The sequence below is a fragment of the Staphylococcus canis genome, from assembly GCF_016238445.1.
Taxonomy (GTDB): domain Bacteria; phylum Bacillota; class Bacilli; order Staphylococcales; family Staphylococcaceae; genus Staphylococcus; species Staphylococcus canis.
In genome coordinates this window covers 69732-96115 of sequence record NZ_JABANU010000005.1, presented here as the reverse complement: position 1 = coordinate 96115, position 26384 = coordinate 69732, and the positions used below count along the sequence as shown (strand labels likewise).

Below are 26384 nucleotides of genomic sequence, written 5' to 3'. Positions count from 1 at the left end.
TTATTCATCCTCACTTATGTAATACATTTTAAATAGCCCTTCGAAAACTTTAGTATCTTCTACATAAGAAATGACACTCATTTCATAGTATTTCTCTCCTTGATATTCAACAGTAGCATGTGCCTTTACGAGCTCACCTAATTGAACAGGATGTACAAAATGAATGTGACTTTCTTTTGTAAGCACATTAGCATGATTCACAATTGCAACACATAATGAATTTGCTTGTGCAAAAATGACATGACCTCTTGCAATATGTTTACGTGTGAAAACGTCTTTTTGAGTAATTGTTAAAATTGAGCGCGCTGATTGATTTGGTTCTAATTCAATAATATCTCCAATAATATCCTGATTCTCTAGCGCACTGATATTTTCATATTGCTTTTCAGCTACATTTTTAATTCGTTTTCGCAATTCTGGTATTTTTAGTTGACTTCGATCTAAGCGTATTGTTTGGATACTTACATTGAACATCTCACTCAATGCTTGATCGGTCATAAATGGATTATCACGGATGGTTTGTTCAATTAATGCGCGTCGTTCACTTTTAGTTCTTTTCACATTATCTCCACCCAATTTTAGTACCAAGTCTTAATCGACTCGTAGTTATTTTAACATGTTCCACTTTAAGTTCAAAATAATATAGTAATTTGGGAACATACCACTCTAACCTTATTATATTACAAATTTTTAACATATATCATTATTAATCAAAACTTTGATATAGCATATTCATTTCGATAAATTCACGTAAGCGTTTAAATTTATCAGTAAAAAATATTCCAGATTGAATCATTTCTGACGCTTCATCTCGAGCAACCTCTAACATTCGATAATCTTCGACAAGGTTAGCAACCAGAAAATCAGGAAGACCACTTTGTTTTACGCCAAAGAAATCCCCAGGTCCACGCATTTCAAGGTCACGCTCACTCAATTCAAAACCATCATTTGTTTGAGTCATAATCGTCATACGTTCTATTCCAGTTTCTGATTTTGGTGATGCAATAAGCACACAATAACTCTGATGGTGACTTCTACCTACACGTCCGCGTAATTGATGAAGTGTCGATAATCCGAAGCGGTCAGCATCATAAATCATCATAAATGTAGCATTGGGAACGTTAACTCCTACTTCAACTACTGTAGTTGATACTAAAACATCTAGCTCATGTGCACTAAATTGATGCATGATACTATCTTTCTCTTCAGACGTCATTCTTCCATGTAAAATACCGATACGATACTTCGGAAGTTGTACTTTAAGATGCTCATACAACTCAATCACATTTTGAACGTCCTCTAAGTGCTCTGAGCTTTCTATTAATGGTGAAATCACATAAGCTTGTCGTCCCTTTTGTAATTCATGTTCCATATGACTCAAAGCTTTTTGATAGCCTTCATGTTTCATCCAATATGTTTCAATCGGTTTTCTACCGCTTGGCATACTTTTAATAGATGAAACGTCCATTTCGCCAAAAACTGAAATAGCAAGCGTTCTTGGTATAGGTGTGGCTGTCATAAATAAGACATTAGATAATGCACCTTTTTCTCTTAATTTTTGACGCTGTTGTACACCAAAACGATGTTGCTCATCAGTAATGACCAAGCCAACATTATGAAAGGTTACATCATCTTGAATGAGCGCGTGTGTACCAATCAAACAATCAATATGCCCTTGTGCCAATTGTTCAAGTAAAAGAGCCCTTTTCTTCCCTTTAACCGATCCTGTTAGTAATCCAACGTTCATTCTATCGCCAAATAACTCAACTAAACTATCTGCATGTTGTTCAGCAAGAATTTCTGTAGGAACCATCAGTGCTGACTGGTATCCTGCTGTTTTCAATGCATACATACATATAGCTGCAACAACTGTTTTACCTGAACCTACATCACCTTGTAATAAGCGATGCATTCGGATAGGCGCTTTGAGGTCTCTAAATATTTGATTTACACTTTGCTTTTGGTCCTCTGTCAATTCAAATGGCAAAGCGTCAATAAACGCTTTGACCTTCTCTAAATTATAATGAACTTCAACAGCCTCATCAGAAGATTTTTCAAGTCGATTCAACCACTGCATACGTAATTCAAACATAAAAAATTCAGTAAACGCAAATGTACGACGTGCTCGTAACAATGCTTGTTTATCCTGCGGTTGATGTAAAGTATGTAAAGTATCGTATAGTGTTTCTAATTTATATTTTTGCCGTAAGTCTATAGGGAGCCACTCTTCTATTTTCACTTCTGAAATCACACGGCGTATTAAATCTCTTAACGTTTTTTGCTTTATTCCCTCTTTAACACGATAAATAGGTGTGAATAATGCTTGATCATGTTGTTCATTTTGAAATATCATCTTAGACCCATTGATTTCTTGTTTACGTCGTGACCATTTCCCTTTAATCGTTACACGTTGTTCTAATTGTATTTTCTTTTTTAAAAAGGGCTGATTAAAAAATACTGCCTTGACCGCAATATCATTGATAATAAGGTGCACCGTGAGTTTAGATCGATTCCGTCCAAAAAAGGCAACAGTTGGCGTCGTATACACAACGCCTTCTACTGTTACGTAAGCATCATCTTCAGCTTGGGATAAATCGATTAATGTATTATCCTCATATCTTGTTGGTAAATACAAAATTAAATCTTGAATGGTTTCAATATTCATCTCATTAAGCACAGCTAATCGCTTCGGTCCAAGCCCTTTAAGCTCACTCAATTGATAAGGACTCTCTATTAAATTGATTTTTGACATAATTAATCACCAAAAATTTGTTGTTTTATACGCTGACCCGTAGGTGTACCTGCAAGGCCACCTCGTCCAGTCTCCCGTAATGCAGATGGCATAGTTTGACCAATTTTATACATGGCATCTATAACTTCATCTGTTGGTATTCTAGATGTTACACCAGCCAAGGCCATATCTGCAGATACAATTGCATTAGAAGCCCCAGCTGCATTTCGTTTAACACAAGGTACTTCTACTAAGCCAGCAACCGGATCGCAAACTAATCCAAGCATATTTTTCATGCAAATCGCAAATGCTTCTGCAGATTGTTGTGGCGTGCCTCCTTGAGCTTCAACGATCGCTCCAGCTGCCATTGCCGCAGCAGAGCCAACTTCTGCCTGACATCCACCTGCAGCACCTGATATCGATGCATTATTCGCAACGACAAAGCCGAAAGCACCTGCTGTTAATAAAAAATTGAGCATATCTGTTCGTGATAATTGTAATCTGTTTTTAAGCGAAAATAAAACGCCCGGTACGACTCCAGCTGATCCTGCAGTTGGAGTTGCACAAATCTTACCCATTGCTGCGTTAACTTCGTTTGTAGCTACTGCCTTACTCACAGCATCAAGTAACAGTTCTCCCGAAAGCGCTTTACCACTTGCTAAATAATTTTGAAGCAATACAGCATCGCCTCCCGTTAATCCTGTCTTAGAAGTTACACCATTAACTCCGTCTTGAATCGCTTTTTCCATCGTATTAAAATGATGTGCCATTCTTTCATATATTTCATCTTTAGATAATCCTGTCATATTCATTTCTTGGTCTAACATTACTTCATGAATTGATTTATCTTCTGTTTGACAGATTGAAATTAATTCAGCAACACTTTTGAAAACATTTTCCTTCATTCTACATCCCCCATTAAAGAAACAGTTATTACACCTGGTACGTGTTTAATATGTTCAAGAACTTGGCTCGAAATCGCATCATCTAGTTCACAAGTCATCAAAGCTTGATCTCCTTTTTCTTTACGTGCTACTTGCATACTTCCCACATTGATACCATTGTCTCCAATGATGTTTGCTACTTTTCCTATTGTACCGAATGTATCTTGATGGAAAACTAAAAGTGTTGGGTAGTTACCGCTTATAGCAAGTGAAAAACCATTAATTGCTACAATCTCAATTTTTCCTCCACCAATAGACACACCTTCAACAGATATATTTTTATCATTCTTCATCATGTCTAATATTACTGTATTTGGATGTGCACGTTCTTCAGCCATCTCGATAAAGTTTACGCGCATTCCTTCATTTTTAGCAGTTTCTAAACTCGTTTTGATACGATCATCATCTGTATCATACCCAAGCAATCCACCGACTAGTGCAACATCTGTACCGTGCCCTTTATACGTTTCCATAAACGAACCATATAAATAAATATCCACTTGATCAGGTCGTTCGCCAAATAAATCACGTGCTACTAAGCCTATTCTGACCGCACCTGCAGTATGTGATGATGAAGGTCCAACCATCGTGGGACCGATAATATCAAAAACACTTTTGTATTTCATATAACTCCCCCTTTGTTTAACACTTACTTACCCTTTATTATAGCAATCCAATTATATGAAAGAAATAATATACTAAACAATGTCACATAAAGCTTTACTTTGATACAAGGTCATGCTAAAAATAAATCCTCGTGTCATCTCTAGTCATTAACTAGACTATAGAAATGATACGAGGATGTATACTAACTACTTCCTTAGATTATTCAACTGCAAATAAAAATGGATATATTGGTTGTTGGCCATTTTGAATTTCAACTTCGACTTCATCATAGTTTTCTTCTATATATGATTCAATCCAATCAATTTGAGTTTGTTGTGCTTCTTCACCAACAATAACTGTAAGAATTTCACTGTCATCATTTAACATAGTATCTAATGTCTTTTGTAAAACTATATTTTCATCGCGATCGCTAACGACAATTTTATATTCAACAAGCCCCATAAATGCGCCTTTTTCAATATTAATGCCATCTATTTTAGTATCTCGCACTGCATAAGTAATTGAGCCAGATTGGACATCGACTAATGCAGAAGTCATCGTCTCATAATTAGTATCTAAATCCGCTTGATCATCATAATGGAACATTGCTGTAATACCTTGAGGAACCGTCTTTGTTGGAATAACAACAGCCTCAATATCAGCTATCTCTGCAGCTTGTTGACTTGCCATTTGAATATTTTTATTATTTGGTAAGATAATTGCACGCTTGCAACCACTTTCTTTAATGACATTTACTATATCTTCAGTAGACGGATTCATCGTTTGACCGCCATTAATAACATGTGTTGCACCCATAGATTTAAATAATTTTGAAATGCCTTCACCCATTGAAATCGTAATGATAGCCGTTTCAACATTTTTTGTTTTCTCATTTTGCTGATTCGCACGTTCTTTACGTAAAACTTCACGATGTTGTTCACGCATATTTTCTGCTTTAACCTTAATGAGTTCACCAAATTCTTGTCCAAATGAGAAAACTTCACCTGGTGTTTCAGTATGAACGTGTACCTTTACAATCTCATCATCACTTATCACTAAAAGAGAATCACCATATTGACTCATTGATTCTCTAAAATCTGATTCATTGAAAGATTTTTTCCCGGGTTGAAAACGTACCATCATCTCAGTACAATAGCCATAAACAATATCTTCTGTATTGATAACACCATGGAAATCGTGTTCATCATTGAATAATTCTTCAGTGTCTAATTTTGGCGTTTGAGCAACGATTTTTTCACCTTTCATCGCTTTTAGGAATCCTTCGTATACCAAAGTTAAACCTTTACCACCACTATCTACGACACCTACTTCTTTCAATACGGGTAATAAATTTGGAGTATTATCTAATGACTGTTGTGCCGCTTCATAAACTGCTTCCATAATTTCCATACAGTCATCAGTTTTTTCTGCTTTTTCTACTGCAACACGGCCAGCATCTTTAGCTACAGTTAAAATAGTACCCTCAACTGGCTTCATAACTGCTTTATACGCCGTTTGAACCCCAGCGTCAAAACTTTGTGCAAATTGTTTTGCATCAATTTCACTTTGTTCTTCTAGCGCTTTAGAAAAACCTCTAAAAATTTGAGATAATATAACGCCCGAATTACCACGAGCTCCCATTAATAAACCTTTTGAAAAAGCTTTACCTAGTTGTCCAATATGACTAGAAGGATTATTTTGAACTTCATCTCTTCCTGATGTCATTGAAAGGTTCATATTTGTACCCGTATCTCCATCAGGTACTGGATATACATTTAATGCATCTACCATCTCTGCATTATTTGATAAATTTTGAGCCCCTTGTATAATCATTTCGGCAAACAAATTACCGTTGATCTTAGTAATCATGAAAATGTCCTCCTATTTATCCTTCGTGTCATGATCAAAACGTACACCTTGTACGAAAATATTAACTGAATTCACAGTAAGTTTTAAAGTATGCTCTAAAGTGTACTTCACTGTTGCTTGTACATTTTGAGCGACTTCAGATATTTTCACACCATAACTGACAATAATGTACATATCTATATCTAATACATCATCATTTTCGCGTACTACTATACCTCTAGCATAATTTTCATGGCCTAATATTTCAGCAATACCATCTCTTACTTGTTGTCGAGACGCCATACCTACAATACCATAACACTCAACAGCTTTACCGCCCACTACAGAAGCGATAACTTCATTGGAAATATCGATACTACCGTATTCATTTTTGATTTCTAGTGCCATTACAATAGCCTCCTCACAATATGAGTTTAAGTCCTTTAAATGCATAAGTCCGATAAATTTTATATTATTTTTACAAATTTAGGTCTTATTTTTTGTCTATTACAATATTTTATAATAATTAATGTCGTAATGAAAATGATAATGTATAATTTATCACACTAATATGATTGAGTATAGTCTTAGTACGACAATAAATACCTAAACACTTTGTAAATTATATCAGAAAAAACCATCTTCACAAAGTCATAATGTTATAGACAGTTTTTTTTCATTGCGCCGTCCCCACTTTTATGATATATTACTTTAGTATGTAGTAGGAAATGTATTTGTATTTCTTAAAAGGAGGTACGATGATGGGTAAAGAATGTTTCGTAACAGGCCGTAAAGCTTCAACAGGTAATAGACGCTCTCATGCTTTAAACTCAACTAAGCGTCGTTGGAATGCTAATTTACAAAAAGTTAGAATTCTTGTTGATGGTAAACCTAAAAAAGTTTGGGTTTCAGCTCGTGCTTTAAAATCAGGTAAAGTTACTCGTGTATAATCATTTATAAATATAACCGAACCTTTATGTGGAAGGTTCGGTTTTTTATTATGCTAAATCTAATAAGGACACCGCATGACGCCGTTCTATCTAATATTCTAATTGTATCATTAGTTCTATTGTTAACGTTAGGCTAGTCTCTACTACGTATCTGATAAACTAGGCCTTGATGCACTTCTATTGTTCCATATTTACCTTCAAATTCATTTGAAATCGTTAACGTCGATCCTTCACGTAACACTTCATGATCTAAATTATATTTGAATCCTTTTAACGATAAAGTTACTTCGTCTGAAGCTGGGACAAATGAAATATAATCATAGATTTTCTTATTTCTTTTCTCATATACATTTGGTGTAAGCAATTCAATTGTGTTTTTGTCATCAATGATTTGAATTTTTATCTTTTGGAAGTCAGGATATTTTAATAATTGCATTGCTCCCATAAAGTGATCCAATCGTGCACCCGTTGCTCCATAAATTTTTATTTTTTGATATCCCATTTTCACTGCTTTTGTTACTGCAATAGCAAGATCTGTGTCCGCTTTTTCTGCCGGTTCAGGTTGTATGTCTATTTTTTCACTAACCCATTGTCTTTCCTGATATGAAATAGAATCAAAATCACCTACTGCAAAAACAGGTTGAATTCCCTCTTTTAATAAAGCAACTGTGCCACTATCAACACCTGCCCACGATTCGTTTACTTTTCGTGATAGAATGTTTTTTGGTAAATGACGACGACTACATAACAAATGAATGCTTTTTTTCATATTTTACGCCTCACCTTTTAATAATTTTACAGTATTTGTATAATCTGCTTGATTGAAGAAATATGATCCAGCGACCAGCCAATCTGCACCAGCATTAATCACTTTTGAGGCAGTATGCGCATTGATACCACCATCAACTTCAATTTTAAAAGAAAGTTTGCGCGTTTGTCTAATCTTATCAAGTGCAGCTATTTTATCAATGGCATCCTCAATAAACTGTTGTCCACCAAAGCCTGGATTTACAGACATCACTAATACAAAATCAACATATTGAAGTATTGCATCAATGGTATGAATGGATGTGCCTGGGTTAATCACAACCCCCGCTTCGACATTATGAGACTTAATTTTTTGTATCGCTCTATGAATATGTGGTGTAGCTTCGATATGAATCGAAACTTTATCTGCACCTTTTTGACAAAATTCATCAATATAATCTTCTGGGGATGTAATCATTAAATGCACATCAATAGGAAGTTTTGTCTGGGGGCGTATTGCCTCAAGAACTGGAAAACCAATAGAAATGTTTGGTACAAATTGTCCGTCCATTACATCAAAATGAAGACCATCGACTCCCGATTGTTCTAGATTTTTAATTTCTCCTTTTAAATTTAAAAAGTCTGCTGATAAAAGAGAAGGGAATAATTTTGTCATTAATATCGTACCTTTCGATTTGAAATTTCATTAAAAAGTTGAAGATAATGGTCATATCGAAACTTAGCAATTTGGTTTTGTTCCTCTTGTTGTTTAACCGCGCACTTAGGCTCGTTGATATGATAACAATCTCTAAACTTACATTGTGTACCGGCTTGGCTAATTTCAATAAAGTAATCACGTAAGTCTTCTTTCTCAATATGAGAGAAATCTAATGCACTGAAGCCAGGAGTATCTGCTATAAAACCGTTATGTCGTTGATATAATTCGACGTGCCTTGTTGTATGTCGTCCACGGTTTAATGATTGTGATATTTCACTTGTTGCTAAGTTTAAGTCAGGACGGTAGTGATTGATTAATGTAGATTTCCCCACACCTGATTGACCACTTAATACAGCTAAACCGGACTCCCATACGCTCACAACTTGAGAAATATCTTCTTCCATTCCTACAAATTGAGTACGATATCCTATCTCTTCGTATATCGATAAAGTATCTTCAATCATTTTACGTTGTTTATCTGTTGCTAAATCTTTTTTAGTTACTACAATTCTTGGCATTAATCCATAAGAATGTGCGATTACCAAAAAACGATCTAATAACTGTGTAGAAAACTCAGGCTCTACCGCACTCATTACGACAACCAATAAGTCAATGTTACTTACTGGCGGTCTTTTTAGCTCATTTCTTCTGTCATGTATCTTATGAATATAACCTGATGCATGTGTCTCTACATCGATATCCACAATATCACCAACAATTGGTGTGATTTGCTTTTTTCTAAATAGACCTCTAGCTTTCGCATCATATAATGTACCTTCAACATCTACACGATACACACCACTTAAAGATCTGATAATACGACCTGTTTTCAAACTGACACCTCTTTTTACATTGTCATGATTACGTCACTATTATATCAAAATGTATGTCATAAAACATTTATAAATACGCACTCACTGAAACATTTAAACAACAATAAAAAGGTATATATAACTAAACAACACCCCTATTTTAGAGGTGTTGTTACATTTGAAACCACGGATATTAACGTCTTACTCTAACGTTAGTAATATTAACGCCACTTGTTACTTTTCCTGGGAATTGATCCAGTTTTACTGATAAATCTTGTGCTGGCGCATCAAAATCAATTTTATTAGCGAAGTATTGAATCACTTCTTCCATAACAATGACTGTCATCCATTCACCTGCACAACGATGATTTGTATAGAAATCACCGCCACCTTGAGGAATAAGATCGAACGGACTACCATCCCAATGTTCAAATCTATCTGGTTTAAATTGATAAGGATTTTCAAAAAGCTCAGGATCATGTGTTGTTCCAAAAATATCTAATAACACAAATGTCCCTTTCTTAAGTTTATATCCATCAAATTTAACGTTCTTTTTCAAACGACCAGGTAAAAATGGTACAAATGGGAAGATACGACGCACTTCTTGAGCAAATTTATAAGCATAATTTGAATCATGAGTCACTTGTAATTTAAGACGTTCTTGATCATATTCAATTAATGCTTTTACTGCGTACGTGATAAAACGATTCACCGCAACTAATGGTCTCACAATATTCATTAAATCTACTGCACATAAATGTAAATCCATTGGTTTATCATTTAAATCTTTCCAATGCGCAAATTCATATAGGGCTGTATTCGGTGCAACGTACTGTTCACCTTCTCTAACAGCTTTAATTTGTTTTTCTAAAAATGCTTCTACTCGCGCTCGTGCTTGTTTGGCTTTTTTATACCCAGATGGTGATTGACCAAGCGTACTAAAAGAGTCAATGAGAAGATCCATATCTTTTGCATTTTGAACTGCTTCTTCATGCGTAAATTTTAATCCTGCCCAACGAAAACCGATTTTCGTCAATAATAATGTCGCCTCTTCATACACATTGACATTTTTCTTGTTTTCCATATACTGTGTATGATTAAACCAGTATTGACGCGTTAACTCTCTTAAATATTTTAAGTTTTCAGTTGTCATTAAAGACATAAACAAAGCTTTTCTATCAACATGTACCTTTCCTTCTGTTGTATGAATCGCACCTTTACCAAACAGTGTATTAACGATACGTTTTGGTAATGTGCCTTTTCTAGAAATTTTGCTATTATCATAAAAAAGTTCTGCTGCTTCTTTACCACTGATAACAACCATTTTTTTCATACCTAGTGCTCGTGTTTCAAAAATTTTAGTTTGCATTTCTTCTAATCGACAAGGAACATATGTATATGCCTCTTTAATAATTTTTAGTGTATTATCAAGTCCGTTATCTTTTGGTATTTTATTCATAACTTTAATGCCTCCATACCTCGTATATTTATTCATATATACCCTATCATACCACTTTTTAACCACACCGTAACTAGTAAACAATATTCCACAAACTACTAAAAAAGCGAGTGAATTAAAATTTTTAACTCACTCGCTTTTGAATTATTGATACATTTAAATATCACTATAGTTGATTGATTGTTGTGTCACTGTTTTTCCATCAACCTTAACCGTATAGGATGCTGTCTTTTTAGGTTCAACTTGTAAATTTACCGTATGACTAGTATCTTTAGTAATCGTAAATGTTTCTGCTGGTTGTTGAGATTGATGATTTTGATCATTTATAACAATTTCAACTTTTTGTGGTTTTTCATCTTTCCCTGAGTATGGAATGACAAATGTCTCATAATATTGCTTATATAAAGCGATATCATTTTTCTCATCGTCGGAATTGTCTTCCTCACTTTTAGGCGCTTCATCTGTTTTTGGCGAATCGCTTTCCTTAGGTCCAGTAGAGATAATCATCTTAATTTCTGTACCTTCATCAACCTCTTGGTTCTTAGGTGAATGACTAATAATATGATCAGCTTCTACATTTTTATCATTTCTTGTTTTTTCTACAGTAACAATCAGCCCTTTTTCTTCTAATTGTGCTTTAACATCCGCATAATTTTGATTTGTATAATCTCCAACATGCACTTGTTTTTTTCCAAGCGATTCTGTCAGCACTACTTCATCTTGAGTAACATGAACGTCAGTACTTGCCGCAATGCTTTGTGCCTCAATATTGCCTTTTGCGATATCTGATTCTGTGTATGCAGTATCATAGGAAATCTTTTCAAATCCTAAAGCTTTAAGCTTATTTTCAGCTTCTGCTCTCGGTAAACCAATTAAATGAGGCATTTTTTCAATATGTGGTCCTTTTGATACAGTCAAATCAACTTGGCTCTGTTGTCTTACTTTTTCGTCTTGTTTAGGCGAAGAATACATAACGTGATTTTTATCGTATTTATCACTATAAACTTCTGTAATCTTACCTGTTTTGAGATGATTCTGTTCTAATGTTTTTTGTGCCTCTTCTAATGTCTGTCCTGTCACATTTGGAATTTGACTATATTTATTCCCTGTCATTGCTGCAACCATAAAAAACAATAATCCAGCTATTAATAAGAAAAAGATGAGGCTAAACCATATTTTTTTACCTAACGAACGCTTAGGCTTAGACGATTGTTGTTTTGACTGCTTATATGACGAGCGTTCTGTTGGTACAATTGGGATTTGGGAAGTTTCCTCAATATGCTTTTGACTATTTTCATTTTCTATAGCTTGTTTATCGATTTTAATTGTTTTCGTTGCACTTCTATTTGTAAAATATGGTTTTTCATTAATGCGACTTTCATCCAATGATGTTAATACATCATTAGACATTTCAGAAATGGAATGATAACGCTCTGAAGGATCTTTTTCTGTTGCTTTTAAAATAACATTACTTAATGCTTGTGGAATTTCACTGCGTTGTTCACTTGCATTTGGAATGGCTTCTTGAATTTGTTTAATCGCAATACTCACAGGTGTTTCACCTTTAAACGGTGGATCACCGATTAACATTTCATAAAGTACGATACCAAGTGCATAAATATCTGAACGTTCACCAGTCTTTTCACCCTTTGCTTGTTCTGGAGATAGATATTGCACTGTACCTACAACATGATTAGTTTGTGTCATTGCAGTTTCACTTAATGCCTTAGCAATACCGAAATCTACTATTTTTATAATATGATCCTGATTAATCATCATATTTTGTGGTTTGATATCTCTATGAATAATGCCTTTTGCATGCGCATGTTGAATACCTTTTAGAATTTGATTAAATAACTGAATCGCTATTTTCGGTTCAAGGGGACCATGTGCTTTAATATATTCTGCTAAAGTAGGGCCTTCAATATACTCCATTACTAGAAAGAAGCAATCTTCTTCTTCACCAACGTCTAGCACACTTACAATATTTTCATGTGATAAAAGCGTCGTACTTTGAACTTCTCTTTCAAAGCGTTTCACAGTTTCATCTTTTTCATTAGGTGGAATGTTGATTACTTTGAGTGCGACTGTGCGCTCTAAGATGATATCCCATGCAATATATACATTGGACATCCCGCCTCCACCTAATAATTGCTTTAGCTCATAACGCTCGTCAATACGGCGGCCAATCATACTGGTTCACCCGCAATTTCCGCAATGATAAATGAAATATTGTCTTTAGCCTCAACTTCGCGTGCTAAATTAAGTAAAAGTGTCCCAGCTTCTTTTATATCACGAGCTTCTCTCAATATTTCATGCATTTCTTCAGTTCTCACATAGTCAGTGAGCCCATCTGAATTCAACAATAAATATTGATAAAATTTGGTTTTATTTACAAAAATATCTGGAGTTACGAGCTTATCTGTCCCCATTACTTTAGTGATGATATGACGTCTTGGATGATGATAAGCCTCTTCTTCCGTAATTTCCCCTAACATAACAAGTTGATTTACAAATGTATGATCAATTGTGATTTGATCGCAATTGCGTTCATTAATCAAATAGGCACGTGAATCTCCTATGTTCGCCACAACAATATGATGATCATAAATCAATGCGCACACACATGTCGTTCCCATACCTCGATAGGATGGATTTTCTTCAGCTAAATAGAACAGCTCATGATTAATAGATTGTAGTACACGTTTTAACCATGCTTCCGCTTGATGAGCTTCTATTAAATTTTCAGATTCAAATCTTTCTTTTAACGCATCAACTACATAATTTGCTGCAACTTCACCCGCTTGATGGCCACCCATGCCATCGCAAATCACTAACAATTGTTGGTTTGTTTGATTATAAAAAATACCGCCAGCATCTTCATTTTGTGCCCGATAATCACCAACATCTGAATAAAGCTCTGCCTTTAACATTGTGATCTACCTCGTTTCTGACTGTCTTTCCTTAGCTCTTAATTGACCACATGCTGCGTCAATATCTGAACCTTGCTCCCTTCTTATTGTAGCATTGATTCCTAGACGTTTTAATTCTTTTTCAAATTTAAATATATCATCTTTAGGTGTTTTCACATAATTACGTTCAGGTACGTGATTGACAGGAATCAAATTCACATGACAATTTAGATGTTTAATTAATCCAGCTAACTCACGTGCATGTGAAAGTTGGTCATTCACACCACCAAACAATCCATACTCAAAAGTTACACGTCTATTCGTTTGTTTTTGATAGTATTCAATCGCCTCAATCAATTTTTCAACATCGTATGCACGGTTAATTGGCATTAATTTAGAACGAATTTCATTATTCGCTGCGTGTAAACTTACTGCAAAATTAATTTGTAACGATTCATCTGCAAAGTCATAAATACGTGGAATAATACCTGACGTAGAAACAGTAATATGGCGTGCACCGATATTTAAACTATGATCATGATTTACGATTTTTAAGAAATCCATCATCTCGCTATAATTTTCAAAGGGTTCACCGATTCCCATAATAACAATTGAAGATACTCTCTCATCTGTTTCATCAAGCGCTTTTTGAACAGTTAATACTTGCGATACTATCTCGCCTGATTCTAAATTACGCTTTAACCCTCCTAAAGTTGAAGCACAAAACGTACAACCGATACGACACCCTACTTGTGTAGTAACACAAACTGAATTCCCATAGTCGTGTCGCATTAGTACAGTCTCTATAGTATAACCATCTTGAAGTTCAAATAAAAATTTAATTGTTCCGTCACGACTCTCTTGACGGACAACGGTTTCCAATGTAGTAATTGTAAAATGTGCTTCTAATAATTGACGTAGTGACTTAGAAAGATTAGTCATTTCATCAAAACGATCAACACGTTTATCATATAACCACTCAAAAATTTGTTTCGCACGGAAACTTTGTTGACCGTGCTCTTTTAGCCACGCTTGCATTTCATCAAATCTTAAAGAATATATCGATTGCTTTTCAAAATCAGGTAGAAATTTATTCTTTTTTTTCTTTTCAGCAGTAATCATATTTGATTATCCTTTCTTTTTTATTCTAGTCATGAAAAATCCATCTGAGTTAAAGTCTTGAGGTAAAATCTGTAACGTTTTGATAGATTCATTAGTTTTAGGATGTGTAAAAGGCACGAATTCAAAGTCAGGGTGTGCTTTTAAAAATGTATATATCACGTTCTCATTTTCCATTTGTTCAATCGTACACGTTGAATAGACAAGTTGTCCACCAGGTTTTAAATTTTGAGTTACATTTTTGAGTATCTTCAACTGCAATTGTACTAGTTGTTCAACTTTTTCAGGTGTCATCGTGTATTTAATTTCTGGTTTATGTCTCAATACGCCTAATCCACTACAAGGAGCATCTACTAATATCTTATCAAATTGACCTTCTATAGGTTTTGTTGCATCATGTTGTGACGCTACTACTTTTTTCAATTGTAATTTATCAATATTATGTTGAATCAACTGAATTTTATGTTCATGAATATCGTGAGCGATAATATGTCCTTTTCCATCTAAAATTTCTGCCATGTGACACGTTTTACCGCCAGGTGCACTGCAACTGTCCAAAACATCATCTCCAGATTTTAAATCCATCAATAAAGAGACAAACATTGAACTTTTATCTTGAATACTTACCAATCCTTCTTTAAATAATGTAGATTGAACCACTACACCTTGAAGTACATGTAAACAAACTTTAATATGTGGATCCTGTTGTACTTTCAATCCCTCTGCTTCTAGTTGAGTCATCGCATCTTCTACGGTGATTCGTGTTGTATTAACACGTACTGTTTGCGAAACTGGGTGCAACATTTGTTCAGCAATGGTTTCAGCTACTTCAAATCCATAATGTGTTTCCCAGTGTTTTATTATCCAAACAGGGATACTATAACGTATTGATGCTCTTTCATATTTATCACGAATATCATCAATCTTAGGTAATGCTTGTGAAGTCAGTTGGCGTAAAATCGCATTAACCGTATTCCCTGTTTGTGCACCACCTCTTTTTTTAGCGATATCCACCGCTTCATTTATGATCGCATGTGTAGGCACTTTATCTAAGTACACGTATTGATAAATACTCATCCATAATAAACGTCTTACCCATCCTTTAATTTTGGTTTTAACAAATGGTTTTAAATAATAATTTAGAGTTAATTTTCGTTTGATCGTACCGTATACAATCTCAGTATATAGTCCTTTATCTGCTTGAGATAAGTTGTTTTTCGATAGTACCTCATTGATTTTCAAATTGCTATATGCGCCATCTTTCAATACATCTTCTAAAGTTTGGAAGCTTAACGCTCTAACCTGAACCATTTACAGTAGTTCCTTTCCTACTAATGATTCTTGTACACCGCTTAAAAAATTAGCAACCGGCATACGTTTTTTTCCAGATAATTGAATTTCTGTAAGTCCAATTGCGTCATCAGAACCTGTACCAACAATAATTTGTTTTTTTGTCGTTTGAATAATTTCGCCCGCACGTCCTTTTTGGTTCGGGACAATGACAGCAGCATAGATTTTCATCGTTTTGTCATCCATTGTCGTATATGCAACTGGCCACGGTGATAATCCTCTAATATGGTTGAAAATTGTCCGTGCATCCTGTGACCAATCGATACGTTCATCTTCTCTCTGAATATTAGACGCAAACGTAGCTTTCGTATCATCTTGAGGTGTACGCGTGTGTGTATGATTTAAAATAGCCGGTAATGTTTCTTTTAGTAACTCTGTACCTAATTCACTTAATTTATCGTGCAACGTTCCTACATTATCATTGTCTTCAATTGGAATGGCACGTTGCGTAATAATATCACCGGCATCTAATTTTTTAACCATATACATAATTGTGACACCCGTTTCACTTTCACCATCAATAATCGCTTGATGTATTGGAGCACCACCACGATATTTTGGTAAAAGAGAGGCATGCACATTAATAGCACCATGCACAGGTGCATTAAGTAAAGATTCCGGCAACAGTTGCCCAAACGCTGCAGTGACGATAAGATCACTATTCATCTCTAGTAACGTTTTTAATTCCTCAGATCCCGCTAATTTTTCAGGTTGAAATACAGGAATATCATATTTTTCAGCAACTACTTTAACTGGCGGTGGTGTCATTTTACGTTTTCTACCAACAGGTCTATCCGGTTGTGTGACAACAGCAATAACCTCTTCTGTTTGAATTAACATTTCTAATATATTCGTTGAGAAATCAGGTGTTCCCATAAAAATTATTTTACTCATCTTCTAAATATGCCTCCAATTCCGCATCTGAAATTTCACGTTCCATAATATCTATAAATAACACACCATTCAAATTATCAATAACGTGCAATATCATGCGTGCAACGTCATCATAAGCTGTAAGTTCTACTTTGTTTCCTTTTAAATCATAACTTTCCACTTTAATCATTTGACTACGGGTAACCTCACCAAATCGACCAGGGACACTTAAACATCCTTCTAAATCAGTAATTTTTGTTTCAGATTCATTTACAATTGTAGGATTAATTAATTGTAAAATACCATCTTGCTCCATATCTACAATCGCAATCTGTTCAGAAATACCAATTTGATTAGCCGCAAGCGCCTGACCTTCAGTGTCAAATAGCGTATCCTCTAAATCTTGTATCACGTTTTCAATGTGTTCATCAAATTGTTGTACCGCTTCTGCTTGCTGGCGTAGAATCGGATGATAATGTGTTAAAATTTTTTGAACTGCCACTTTGACACGCTCCTCATCAAAATTCATCGTTATATTATAACCCAAAATGATATAAATTGCGACGTGCTTTCTTATATCTTAACAAATGAGTCATCAAGCTTTTAACATAAACAAAGGTTGCCATAATCGTAATACATTAGGATTGTGTTGAAAATCAATACTTTTAAACTTGATTATCAGTACGCCTTTTACCTACGTGGCAACCTTAAATCAACCTAGTTACATCATCATATAGGGGTTGATATCTATTTTTAAAGATAGTTTCTTTTTGGTGTACATTTCATGGTAATAATCATCAAGATGTCTTAAAACATGAAGCAGTGCTGGTTCTCTTTTATATTTTACTAGAACTTGAAAGCGATATTCATTATTAATTCTCGATAGCGGTGCTGGTGAAGGCCCTAAAATTAATGATTTATCACTTAAGTGCTGAATTAATATTTGATGGACATGTGTCGCTGCTTGTAATACTTCTTTCATATTTTCGTGTGAAATCGTAAAGTTAATCAAATAATAGTATGGTGGATAATTGGCCATTTGACGATATCTCATTTCTTGATGATAAAAATCTAAATAATTAGCCTCTTTTACATATTCTATTGCGTAATGTGAAGGATTATAGGTTTGAATAATCACTTCTCCTGATTTATCGTGACGTCCTGCACGACCTGCAACCTGTGTTAATATCTGAAATGTTCGTTCACTAGATCTAAAATCAGGTAAGTTGAGCATTGTATCTGCGTTAAGTACACCGACTAACGTAATGTTCGGAAAATCTAGACCTTTTGCAATCATTTGAGTACCTAAAAGAATATCACCTTCACCGTTACCAAACTGATTCAATAATTTCTCATGACTGCCTTTTTGTGTTGTTGTATCCACATCCATACGAATAATACGTGCTTTTGGAAAACGTTGTTGTAATAACTCTTCAACACGTTGTGTACCTGTTCCCATTTGACGAATATGTTCACTTCCACAATTCGGACAACGGAATGGCGCTTGCTCTTGGTACCCACAATAATGACATTTCAATTGATCCGTTGATTTATGATATGTTAATGAAATATCGCAATTTGGACACTGAGGGACGTGCCCACAATCTCTACATAACATAAATGATGCATAACCGCGTCGATTTAAAAATAGAACAATTTGCTCTTTCTTTTGAAGACGTGTCTCAATTGCTTCAGATAACCTTTCTGAAAACATAGAACGATTACCTTCTGCAAGTTCTGCCCTCATATCACAGACTTCGATTTTGGGAAGCGGTCTTTCATTGACTCGCTTAGGCATCGATAACAACGTGTATACGCCTTTATCAGCTCTAGCATAACTTTCAAGGCTCGGTGTTGCGCTTCCGAGCACGAGTGGACATTGATGTTGTTGACAACGCCATTCCGCAATATCTTTAACATGGTATCTTGGATAATCTTCCTGTTTGTATGTTGCCTCATGTTCTTCATCTATAATAATTATCCCTATATTTTGAAACGGGGCGAAGATACTCGAACGTGCACCAACACTTACTCGAGCTCGACCATCGCGAATTTTTTGCCATTCATCATAGCGTTCTCCTTTTGATAATGCAGAGTGTAAAACCGCAACCTCGTCTCCAAACCTTGCTTTGAACCTTAATACCATTTGAGGTGTTAATGCAATCTCAGGAACTAACATCATGGCATTTTCACCACGATTTAAAACTTCCTCGATAACTTGAAGATATACTTCAGTTTTCCCTGACCCTGTCACACCGTGTAACAGGAATGTTTCACTCTGTTTGTGCTGAATCGATGCAAGTATCTTTTCATAAGCATTTTGTTGATCTTTTGTTAATGTTTGCTTCTCCTCTTGTTCAAACACACGACCTTCATATGGATCTCTTTCTATAATAGCATCGTATTTTTCAACAATTTGATATTTTTCAAGCGTCTTTATTGAGGACTGTGAAAATGACATCTCCATTAGTTCTTTCAAAAAGACATCTCGATGTTGTTCATCATATAGAAACGCTACTAACTCATACTGTTTTGGTTTTTTTTCTAATCGCGCTAGTAATTCATCAATATCTAAATCAGGTTGAATTCTTACCGCTTTTTGTGTTTTCTTTTTTGTATTTTGAGATATTAACGTTACCTCTTTAATGGTACCTTGTTTTAAATAGTGCATCATCACATCAACTTGATGATCTTCTTGTGCTTTTTTATAAAAATAATACCCATCTTTATTAAAATAGCGTACTATCTCACTCGGTAAGGCTTCGTCATCAACTAACTTAAATGCTTTTTGGTATTTAGCTTTAACAGCACTAGGTAGCATTGCTTCTAATATGGAGATCCGTTTAGAAATAAAGTTTTGACTATACCATTCACTTAATCTCACAAGTTCTTCAGTAAGTTCAGGTTGAATATCTTTAACTTCTAAGATGGGCTTTAATCGTGATACATCTACTTCAGCTTCCTTATTGTCTTTACATGCCATTACAAACCCTTGTATTTTACGTGGACCAAAAGGCACAACAACACGTATACCAGGCTGAACAATCGCTATCATATTATCAGGTACAATGTAATCAAACGTTTTATCTACGCTTTTAGAATCTATATCTACAATAACTTGTGCTATCATTACTGCCAACTTCTTTCAAGTTCTGACAAAATATGATAGGCAAGTTGTTTTTTATTAACTTTTTCAATTGGCTTTGTCTGCCCATCTTTAAAGTATAGCGTTACTTCATTTTCGTCAGACTGAAATCCGATTGATGTATCACCTACATTGTTTGCAATAATAACATCTGCATTTTTACGCTCTAACTTTTCACGTGCATACTTCTCAACGTCACGTGTTTCAGCGGCGAAACCTACTAATTTTTGTGTCGTCTTATGCTCCCCAAGATATTTTAAAATATCTTTCGTACGTTTAAATGTCACAACAAGATCACCATCTTGTTTTTTCATTTTATGTTCTAAATGTTCAACCGGAGTATAATCAGATACAGCAGCAGTTTTGAATATCACATCTTGGCTTTCAAAATGCGCGACTACCGCTTCAAACATCTCTTCTGCACTTTGAACTTGTATCACTGTGACATTCTGAGGCACTTCCAAGTGTGTGGGTCCAGAAACTAAAGTGACATGTGCTCCTTTTTTTTGTAATGCCTCTGCTAATGCATATCCCATTTTCCCAGACGCTCGATTTGATACATATCGCACTGGATCAATTTCTTCAACAGTAGGCCCTGCTGTAATTAAAATGTTTTTATCTCTAAAAAATGATGATTCAGAAGTATTTTGGACGTGTGACTCATTCATCTCACGTTCCACAACAGCCTTGATTTCCATAGGCTCAGCCATTCGCCCTTTTGCTACATAACCACATGCTAAAAAGCCTTCACCTGGCTCAATAAAATAATAACCATCCGAAGTTAATGTTTTCATATTATGTTGAATGCGTGGATTTTCATACATATGAACATTCATAGCTGGCGCAATAAATTTGGGTGTTTCTGTTGCAAGTAAAGTTGTAGTAACCATATCATCTGCTATACCATGACTTAATTTCGAAATTACATTTGCAGTAGCAGGTGCAACGATAATTGCATCTGCCCAGTCACCTAGAGCCACATGTTGTATTTCAGCTGGATTTTGTTCCTTAAATGTACTTGTATATACTGCATTTCGACTAATCGCTTGAAACGCAAGTGGTGTCACAAATTCTTGTGCATGTTCAGTGAGCATCACACGAACATCATATCCACTTTGAGTTAATTTACTTGTTAAATCAATCGCTTTATACGCAGCGATACCACCTGTCACAGCAACTAATATATTTTTCATAATTTCACTCCTGATTCTAAACGCTTAATTGCATTATAGTATATTTAAAACAAATTGCATAAGAAGTCTTTTGAAAATATCAAACTCGATAAAAAAAGCAGGATGACATTCGCCATCCTACTCATTCATTTATAACAAAATTTAATCCATATCTTTACATTATTTCAGATTCAACATGAGGTTTAACTTTTTTTGCTGCAATTTCTTCAAGTGCACGTCCTACTGTTTTTTTACTTGTATATTTATCAAGTAACAAATCGTCTGGCTCAGCTTGAATTTCACGGGCACGTTTAGCCGCAGTTGTTGCGATTAAATATTTAGAATTTACTTTACTTTGTAATTCATGTAACGGTGGATATAACATTATTTTTTAGCCTCCAATAACATTTTTCGATATTTTGCTTCAATACGTTCTCTTTTTAAATGTTCAGCTTCAACAATGGATTGAATACGTGCTTTAGCAAGGTCAACTTCATCATTAACTACAACATAATCATATAGATTCATCATTTCAACTTCTTTGCGTGCTTCATTTACACGACTTTGTATTTTTTCAGTTGACTCTGTGCCACGTCCAATCAAACGTTCTTCTAAATGATCTAAGCTTGGCGGTGCTAAAAAGATAAACAACGCATCTGGGAATTTTTTTCGAACTTGTTTCGCACCTTCTACTTCAATTTCTAAAAAGACATCATATCCAGCATTCATAGTGTCTTTCACATATTGAACAGGTGTACCGTAATAGTTGCCAACGTATTCTGCATACTCTATAAATTCATCTTGTTCAATGAGTGCCTCAAATTCTTCTCGTGTTTTGAAGAAATAATCCACACCATCTTGTTCGCCTTCACGCATAGGACGTGTTGTCATTGAAATCGAATATTTATAAGAGGTATTAGGATCATCAAAAATACGTTTTCTAACAGTACCTTTCCCTACACCTGAGGGGCCTGATAGTACAATAAGTAAGCCTTTTTCAGTATCCATGCCTTACGACCTTTCTTCGCTATTCTTTTATTTACATATCTTACCATAATTTTGAAGGAATTGTATAGTAGCTATCTAGATAATCTTAAGGTCTGACGTTAGTTTATGCACATGTTATAATAAAGAGATGAAATTTTTAAAGGTGGCAGATATTTATGGCATTTGATGGTGTATTTACAAGAAAAATGGTTGAAGATTTACAATCGCTAGTGTCAGGGCGTATTCATAAAATTAATCAGCCTGAAAATGACACAATTATTATGGTCGTGCGACAAAACCGTAAAAATCACCAATTACTTTTATCCATTCACCCTAACTTTGCAAGAATGCATCTAACAGAAAAAAAGTATGATAACCCTTTTGAACCTCCTATGTTTGCACGCGTGTTTCGTAAACATTTAGAAGGAGGTATTATTCAAGCGATTCGACAAATTGACAACGATAGACGTATTGAAATTGATGTGGAAAGTAAGGATGAGATTGGTGATACGATTTATCGAACAGTAATATTAGAAATTATGGGGAAACACAGTAATCTTATTTTAGTTAATGATCAGTATAAAATCATTGAAGGTTTTAAACATTTAACGCCGAATACAAATCAGTATCGAACAGTGATGCCAGGATTTCAATATGAAGCGCCACCAACTCAAAATAAATTAAATCCGTACGCTTTTGATGGTGAAGATATTTTAAAATATATCGATTTTAATGCTGGAAGAATTGATCGTCAGTTACTAAATACATTTGAAGGATTTTCTCCACTTATCACAAAAGAAATAGTTTCACGGCGACACTTTATGACGAGCCAGACGTTACCAGATGCGTTTAATGAAGTGATGGCTGAAACACAAGCTCCTGTATCGCCAGTATTTCATAAAAATCATGAAACAGGTAAAGAAGATTTCTATTTTATGAAATTACAACAATTCAATGATGATATGGTTCAGTATGACTCACTTCATCAATTGTTAGATCGTTTCTATGAAGCACGAGGCGAGAGAGAACGTGTCAAACAACGCGCGAATGATTTAATGAAACTAGTGCATCAACATCTGCAAAAATATCAGAATAAATTATCAAAACTGATTACAGAACTTGATGAAACTGCACATAAAGAAGAACAACAACTATTCGGTGAATTGATTACTGCTAATATTTATCAACTTAAAACAGGTGATCGTTCACTGACAACAGTTAACTATTATACTGGAGAAAACGTGACAATTCCTTTAGATCCAACACGTTCACCATCTGAAAATGCTCAGTATTATTTCAAGCAATATAATCGTATGAAAACACGTGAACATGAGCTAAAGCGACAAATCAAACTCACAAAAGAGAATATTCAATACTTTGAAAGTATCGATCAACAATTAGCACATATTACTGTCGACGAAATTGACGACATTAGAGAAGAATTAGCTGATCAAGGGTTTATCAAACAACGCAAGCAACATAAGAAAAAGAAACAACATAAAATCCAACTTCAAACTTATGTTTCTACTGACAATGATACAATTTTGGTTGGGAAAAATAATAAGCAAAATGATTATCTTACGCATAAACGTGCTCAAAAATCTCATACTTGGTTACACACGAAAGATATTCCTGGTAGCCATGTTGTGATATTAAGCGATCAGCCTTCTGAACGTACAATTGAGGAAGCCGCAATGATTGCAGCTTATTTTTCAAAAGCGGGGGAATCTAGTCAAATTCCTGTTGACTACACATTAATTAAACATGTGCATAAACCAAGTGGTGCAAAACCTGGATTCGTCACATATGAACAACAAAAAACACTTTATGTGACGCCTCACTATGATGAGATACAAGCTTTAGCTGCGAAGTAATTGAATCCAATATTTTACGAGGTTAGAACTTGAATTGTGATTATTATCAATATTGTCACAAGACATTCTAACCTCGTTCTTCTATACGTTATGAAATTAAATATAAATCTAATTTACGATTTCTTTTTATTCTCAGGAAAAGCGAGTTGGAAATTGACACCAAATTTATCTTGAATCCATGCAAATTCACGATATTGTGGTGGCATTTCTGTTTTCGGCATTAAAATAGCCCCGCCATCTTTCAAACCATTATAAAGCGTATCCATTTCATATTGATCTTTAACCGTCACAAATAATGACATAGCCGGATTCATCTCGATATCCGTACCATTCATATTATCAATTGCCATAAACACTTGACCATTTAATGTAAAAATAGAATGTTGCACTTTCCCCGCTTGATCTGGTACAGAATCATCGTATTTAACCATTGTGATAATCTCACTATCTTCGAATAAAGATGTATAATATAAAATTGCTTCTTCTGCATCTCCATTAAACATTAAAAAAGTGGTGATTTTTGGTATTTTCATTTTGTATCCTCCTTGAGTGTACATAACTTTTGAAGTTAACATTATCTCTTTATACTTTCACTTCTTATTATAACCGGTTACAATGGGATTAAATCATGTTTGGAGGAATTTTCATGTTAAGCATGCATTTACTTATACCTATACTCGTTTTATTAGCAATCATTGGTGGAGGCTGGCTTTTCTTAAAATGGTATTTACGCTAACTCTAATCGTTTTCACAGATACTAAATACTAAAAATAAATACTAAAAAGAGGTTAAATTGCACAAAATTTTAGGTGCATTCAACCTCTTTTTACGCTCTTATAATTGATTACGCCATTGCATTAAACTTTCGATATCTGCTTTTGCAATTTTGCCTTCTTGTTCTGCTACTTCGATTAATTCATCATAATTTGTTAAAGTCACAAACGGTGTCTTCGCAGCTTCAAACGTCTCATCTGCTTTCTTCAAGCCATACGTAAAGATAGCAACGACGCCTAACACGTCTGCCCCAGCTTCACGTAAAGCTTCAACAGCTGTTATAGAAGAGCCGCCTGTTGAAATTAAATCCTCAACAACAACAACTTTTTTATCTTTACTTTGTGCGCCTTCAATTTGGTTTTGCTTACCATGACTCTTACTTTTCGAACGAACGTAATTCATTGGTAAATTCATTTGTTCTGAAATATATGCTGCATGTGGGATTCCTGCTGTTGCAGTACCTGAAATCACCTCAGCATCTGGAAATTGAGTTTGAATTAATTCAATTAATCCGTCACGAATCGCGCTACGCACAGCTGGGTAGCCTAAAGTGACACGATTATCACAGTATATTGGTGATTTAATACCAGAGCTCCAAGTGTACATATCATGAGGTGATAATGACACTGCTTCGATATCTAATAATGCCTTTGCAATTGATTTAACCATTAATTTAACCAACTTTCCTTAATTTGATGATAACTTTCTACGGGATTTTCACTTTGTGTAATTGGACGACCGACTACAATGTGTGTCGCACCTAATACTTTTGCTTCTTCAGGTGTTGTAACACGTTTTTGATCATTAGCATCACTATTTTGGGGGCGAATACCTGGTGTTACTTTCAAAAAGGCTTCACCACATTGTTCCCGAATCATTGTTGCTTCAAGTGGTGAACATACTACTCCGTCTAATCCAGAAGATTGTGCAAGTTTAGCATAATTTAAAACCGCTTCTTCCATTGATGTTTGAATATTTTGTTCCTCATGAAGTTGTGCTTCTGTTGTAGATGTTAATTGCGTAACAGCTATGATTTTGATATCAGGATTATGCTTTCTTAGTCCTTCAATCGCACGTTCCATCATGATTCGACCCCCTGCTGCATGTACATTAACAAGGTCTACATTAAGTTGAGCAAGACCTTCCATCGCTTTAGAAACCGTATTTGGAATGTCATGCAATTTTAAATCTAAAAAGATATCATGACCTAAAGCTTTAATAGCTTGAATTAACTCAGGTCCTGTTTGATAGAAGAGCTCCATCCCAACTTTTACAAATAAAGGCTCATCAAATTGATGTAAAAATCTCATCACTTCATCTTTACTAGCAAAATCTAGTGCGATAATAGGTGTTTTTTTCATGA

Annotated in this window: 25 protein-coding genes; 2 read left to right on the top strand and 23 right to left on the bottom strand. The window is 34.9% G+C overall.

What is annotated here, in order from left to right; genetic code table 11:
- The 6 genes from fapR to HHH54_RS03015 form a co-directional block, all read right to left on the bottom strand.
- Nucleotides 1-561 carry a transcription factor FapR gene (gene fapR, locus HHH54_RS03040; protein WP_198617366.1) on the bottom strand — a complete coding sequence of 187 codons (561 nt, stop codon included), beginning with the start codon at nt 559-561 and terminating at the stop codon, nt 1-3.
- A gap of 145 nt (nt 562-706) precedes the next feature.
- Entirely contained in the window at nt 707-2752 is a 2046-nt protein-coding gene (recG, locus tag HHH54_RS03035) for an ATP-dependent DNA helicase RecG (RefSeq protein WP_198617365.1), read from the bottom strand.
- A gap of 2 nt (nt 2753-2754) precedes the next feature.
- Entirely contained in the window at nt 2755-3636 is an 882-nt protein-coding gene (gene sdaAA / locus HHH54_RS03030; RefSeq protein WP_198617364.1) for an L-serine ammonia-lyase, iron-sulfur-dependent, subunit alpha, read from the bottom strand.
- Nucleotides 3633-4301, bottom strand: a complete 669-nt coding sequence (sdaAB, locus tag HHH54_RS03025) for an L-serine ammonia-lyase, iron-sulfur-dependent subunit beta (protein WP_198617363.1) — start codon at nt 4299-4301, stop codon at nt 3633-3635. Before sdaAB ends, sdaAA begins: the two co-directional genes overlap by 4 nt.
- A gap of 199 nt (nt 4302-4500) precedes the next feature.
- Nucleotides 4501-6150, bottom strand: coding sequence for a fatty acid kinase catalytic subunit FakA (gene fakA, locus HHH54_RS03020; RefSeq protein WP_198617362.1), 1650 nt, complete (start codon nt 6148-6150; stop codon nt 4501-4503).
- 12 nt (nt 6151-6162) lie between these two features.
- Complete coding sequence (locus tag HHH54_RS03015; protein ID WP_198617361.1) at nt 6163-6537, bottom strand: Asp23/Gls24 family envelope stress response protein; 375 nt, start codon at nt 6535-6537, stop codon at nt 6163-6165.
- A gap of 353 nt (nt 6538-6890) precedes the next feature.
- Here HHH54_RS03015 and rpmB point away from each other — a divergent pair, with 353 nt between their 5' ends.
- A complete protein-coding gene (rpmB, locus tag HHH54_RS03010) occupies nt 6891-7079 on the top strand; it encodes a 50S ribosomal protein L28 (RefSeq protein WP_086429264.1) in 189 nt (62 codons plus the stop codon).
- Between the two features lie 133 nt (nt 7080-7212).
- On the opposite strand, the gene HHH54_RS03005 is transcribed toward rpmB, so the two are convergent.
- The 14 genes from HHH54_RS03005 to gmk form a co-directional block, all read right to left on the bottom strand.
- Nucleotides 7213-7848 (bottom strand): thiamine diphosphokinase, encoded by a 636-nt coding sequence (locus tag HHH54_RS03005; protein WP_198617360.1) that lies wholly within the window; start codon nt 7846-7848, stop codon nt 7213-7215.
- 3 nt (nt 7849-7851) lie between these two features.
- Complete coding sequence (gene rpe, locus HHH54_RS03000; RefSeq protein ID WP_198617359.1) at nt 7852-8502, bottom strand: ribulose-phosphate 3-epimerase; 651 nt, start codon at nt 8500-8502, stop codon at nt 7852-7854.
- Complete coding sequence (gene rsgA / locus HHH54_RS02995; protein ID WP_198617358.1) at nt 8502-9377, bottom strand: ribosome small subunit-dependent GTPase A; 876 nt, start codon at nt 9375-9377, stop codon at nt 8502-8504. Before rsgA ends, rpe begins: the two co-directional genes overlap by 1 nt.
- Nucleotides 9378-9549: 172 nt before the next feature.
- Nucleotides 9550-10815 carry a cytochrome P450 gene (locus tag HHH54_RS02990; protein WP_198617357.1) on the bottom strand — a complete coding sequence of 422 codons (1266 nt, stop codon included), beginning with the start codon at nt 10813-10815 and terminating at the stop codon, nt 9550-9552.
- 156 nt (nt 10816-10971) lie between these two features.
- Nucleotides 10972-13008: a Stk1 family PASTA domain-containing Ser/Thr kinase gene (pknB, locus tag HHH54_RS02985; RefSeq protein ID WP_198617356.1), complete on the bottom strand. Its 2037-nt coding sequence runs from the start codon at nt 13006-13008 to the stop codon at nt 10972-10974.
- Nucleotides 13005-13748, bottom strand: coding sequence for a Stp1/IreP family PP2C-type Ser/Thr phosphatase (locus HHH54_RS02980; protein ID WP_198617355.1), 744 nt, complete (start codon nt 13746-13748; stop codon nt 13005-13007). The genes pknB and HHH54_RS02980 overlap by 4 nt, the downstream gene beginning before the upstream one ends.
- Before the next feature lie 6 nt (nt 13749-13754).
- Nucleotides 13755-14849 carry a dual-specificity RNA methyltransferase RlmN gene (gene rlmN / locus HHH54_RS02975; protein ID WP_198617354.1) on the bottom strand — a complete coding sequence of 365 codons (1095 nt, stop codon included), beginning with the start codon at nt 14847-14849 and terminating at the stop codon, nt 13755-13757.
- 6 nt (nt 14850-14855) lie between these two features.
- Nucleotides 14856-16157 (bottom strand): 16S rRNA (cytosine(967)-C(5))-methyltransferase RsmB, encoded by a 1302-nt coding sequence (gene rsmB, locus HHH54_RS02970; RefSeq protein WP_198617353.1) that lies wholly within the window; start codon nt 16155-16157, stop codon nt 14856-14858.
- Complete coding sequence (fmt, locus tag HHH54_RS02965) at nt 16158-17090, bottom strand: methionyl-tRNA formyltransferase (protein WP_198617352.1); 933 nt, start codon at nt 17088-17090, stop codon at nt 16158-16160.
- Nucleotides 17083-17571, bottom strand: a complete 489-nt coding sequence (def, locus tag HHH54_RS02960; RefSeq protein ID WP_349771828.1) for a peptide deformylase — start codon at nt 17569-17571, stop codon at nt 17083-17085. Before def ends, fmt begins: the two co-directional genes overlap by 8 nt.
- A 219-nt stretch (nt 17572-17790) precedes the next feature.
- Nucleotides 17791-20199 (bottom strand): primosomal protein N', encoded by a 2409-nt coding sequence (gene priA, locus HHH54_RS02955; RefSeq protein WP_198617350.1) that lies wholly within the window; start codon nt 20197-20199, stop codon nt 17791-17793.
- Nucleotides 20199-21407 (bottom strand): bifunctional phosphopantothenoylcysteine decarboxylase/phosphopantothenate--cysteine ligase CoaBC, encoded by a 1209-nt coding sequence (coaBC, locus tag HHH54_RS02950; protein ID WP_198617349.1) that lies wholly within the window; start codon nt 21405-21407, stop codon nt 20199-20201. Before coaBC ends, priA begins: the two co-directional genes overlap by 1 nt.
- 154 nt (nt 21408-21561) lie before the next feature.
- The gene (gene rpoZ, locus HHH54_RS02945; protein WP_198617348.1) at nt 21562-21771 is read right to left on the bottom strand and encodes a DNA-directed RNA polymerase subunit omega; all 210 of its coding nucleotides are present in this window, start codon (nt 21769-21771) and stop codon (nt 21562-21564) included.
- Nucleotides 21771-22394, bottom strand: coding sequence for a guanylate kinase (gmk, locus tag HHH54_RS02940; RefSeq protein WP_198617347.1), 624 nt, complete (start codon nt 22392-22394; stop codon nt 21771-21773). Before gmk ends, rpoZ begins: the two co-directional genes overlap by 1 nt.
- A gap of 155 nt (nt 22395-22549) precedes the next feature.
- Between gmk and HHH54_RS02935 the strand changes: the two genes are divergently transcribed.
- Nucleotides 22550-24247 carry an Rqc2 family fibronectin-binding protein gene (locus HHH54_RS02935; RefSeq protein ID WP_198617346.1) on the top strand — a complete coding sequence of 566 codons (1698 nt, stop codon included), beginning with the start codon at nt 22550-22552 and terminating at the stop codon, nt 24245-24247.
- A 113-nt stretch (nt 24248-24360) separates the two neighbouring features.
- Here HHH54_RS02935 and HHH54_RS02930 read toward each other — a convergent pair whose 3' ends face one another.
- The 3 genes from HHH54_RS02930 to pyrF form a co-directional block, all read right to left on the bottom strand.
- Entirely contained in the window at nt 24361-24780 is a 420-nt protein-coding gene (locus HHH54_RS02930) for a VOC family protein (protein WP_198617345.1), read from the bottom strand.
- Nucleotides 24781-25081: 301 nt separating this feature from the next.
- Nucleotides 25082-25690: an orotate phosphoribosyltransferase gene (gene pyrE / locus HHH54_RS02925; protein WP_198617344.1), complete on the bottom strand. Its 609-nt coding sequence runs from the start codon at nt 25688-25690 to the stop codon at nt 25082-25084.
- On the bottom strand, nt 25690-26382 hold the full coding sequence (gene pyrF, locus HHH54_RS02920; RefSeq protein ID WP_198617343.1) for an orotidine-5'-phosphate decarboxylase: 693 nt from the start codon (nt 26380-26382) through the stop codon (nt 25690-25692). Before pyrF ends, pyrE begins: the two co-directional genes overlap by 1 nt.
- Nucleotides 26383-26384: the final 2 nt, after the last annotated feature.

Coding starts and splice junctions, on each gene's coding strand:
- HHH54_RS02930 (WP_198617345.1), bottom strand. CDS start 24,780: ATGAAAATACCAAAAATCACCACTTTTTTAATGTTTAATGGAGATGCA.
- HHH54_RS03015 (WP_198617361.1), bottom strand. CDS start 6,537: ATGGCACTAGAAATCAAAAATGAATACGGTAGTATCGATATTTCCAAT.
- pyrE (WP_198617344.1), bottom strand. CDS start 25,690: ATGGTTAAATCAATTGCAAAGGCATTATTAGATATCGAAGCAGTGTCA.
- rlmN (WP_198617354.1), bottom strand. CDS start 14,849: ATGATTACTGCTGAAAAGAAAAAAAAGAATAAATTTCTACCTGATTTT.
- rpoZ (WP_198617348.1), bottom strand. CDS start 21,771: ATGTTATATCCACCGTTACATGAATTACAAAGTAAAGTAAATTCTAAA.
- priA (WP_198617350.1), bottom strand. CDS start 20,199: ATGATAGCACAAGTTATTGTAGATATAGATTCTAAAAGCGTAGATAAA.
- pyrF (WP_198617343.1), bottom strand. CDS start 26,382: ATGAAAAAAACACCTATTATCGCACTAGATTTTGCTAGTAAAGATGAA.
- gmk (WP_198617347.1), bottom strand. CDS start 22,394: ATGGATACTGAAAAAGGCTTACTTATTGTACTATCAGGCCCCTCAGGT.
- recG (WP_198617365.1), bottom strand. CDS start 2,752: ATGTCAAAAATCAATTTAATAGAGAGTCCTTATCAATTGAGTGAGCTT.
- rpmB (WP_086429264.1), top strand. CDS start 6,891: ATGGGTAAAGAATGTTTCGTAACAGGCCGTAAAGCTTCAACAGGTAAT.
- HHH54_RS03005 (WP_198617360.1), bottom strand. CDS start 7,848: ATGAAAAAAAGCATTCATTTGTTATGTAGTCGTCGTCATTTACCAAAA.
- HHH54_RS02980 (WP_198617355.1), bottom strand. CDS start 13,748: ATGTTAAAGGCAGAGCTTTATTCAGATGTTGGTGATTATCGGGCACAA.
- fakA (WP_198617362.1), bottom strand. CDS start 6,150: ATGATTACTAAGATCAACGGTAATTTGTTTGCCGAAATGATTATACAA.
- rsmB (WP_198617353.1), bottom strand. CDS start 16,157: ATGGTTCAGGTTAGAGCGTTAAGCTTCCAAACTTTAGAAGATGTATTG.
- sdaAA (WP_198617364.1), bottom strand. CDS start 3,636: ATGAAGGAAAATGTTTTCAAAAGTGTTGCTGAATTAATTTCAATCTGT.
- HHH54_RS02935 (WP_198617346.1), top strand. CDS start 22,550: ATGGCATTTGATGGTGTATTTACAAGAAAAATGGTTGAAGATTTACAA.
- HHH54_RS02990 (WP_198617357.1), bottom strand. CDS start 10,815: ATGAATAAAATACCAAAAGATAACGGACTTGATAATACACTAAAAATT.
- pknB (WP_198617356.1), bottom strand. CDS start 13,008: ATGATTGGCCGCCGTATTGACGAGCGTTATGAGCTAAAGCAATTATTA.
- fmt (WP_198617352.1), bottom strand. CDS start 17,090: ATGAGTAAAATAATTTTTATGGGAACACCTGATTTCTCAACGAATATA.
- coaBC (WP_198617349.1), bottom strand. CDS start 21,407: ATGAAAAATATATTAGTTGCTGTGACAGGTGGTATCGCTGCGTATAAA.
- rpe (WP_198617359.1), bottom strand. CDS start 8,502: ATGACAAAATTATTCCCTTCTCTTTTATCAGCAGACTTTTTAAATTTA.
- sdaAB (WP_198617363.1), bottom strand. CDS start 4,301: ATGAAATACAAAAGTGTTTTTGATATTATCGGTCCCACGATGGTTGGA.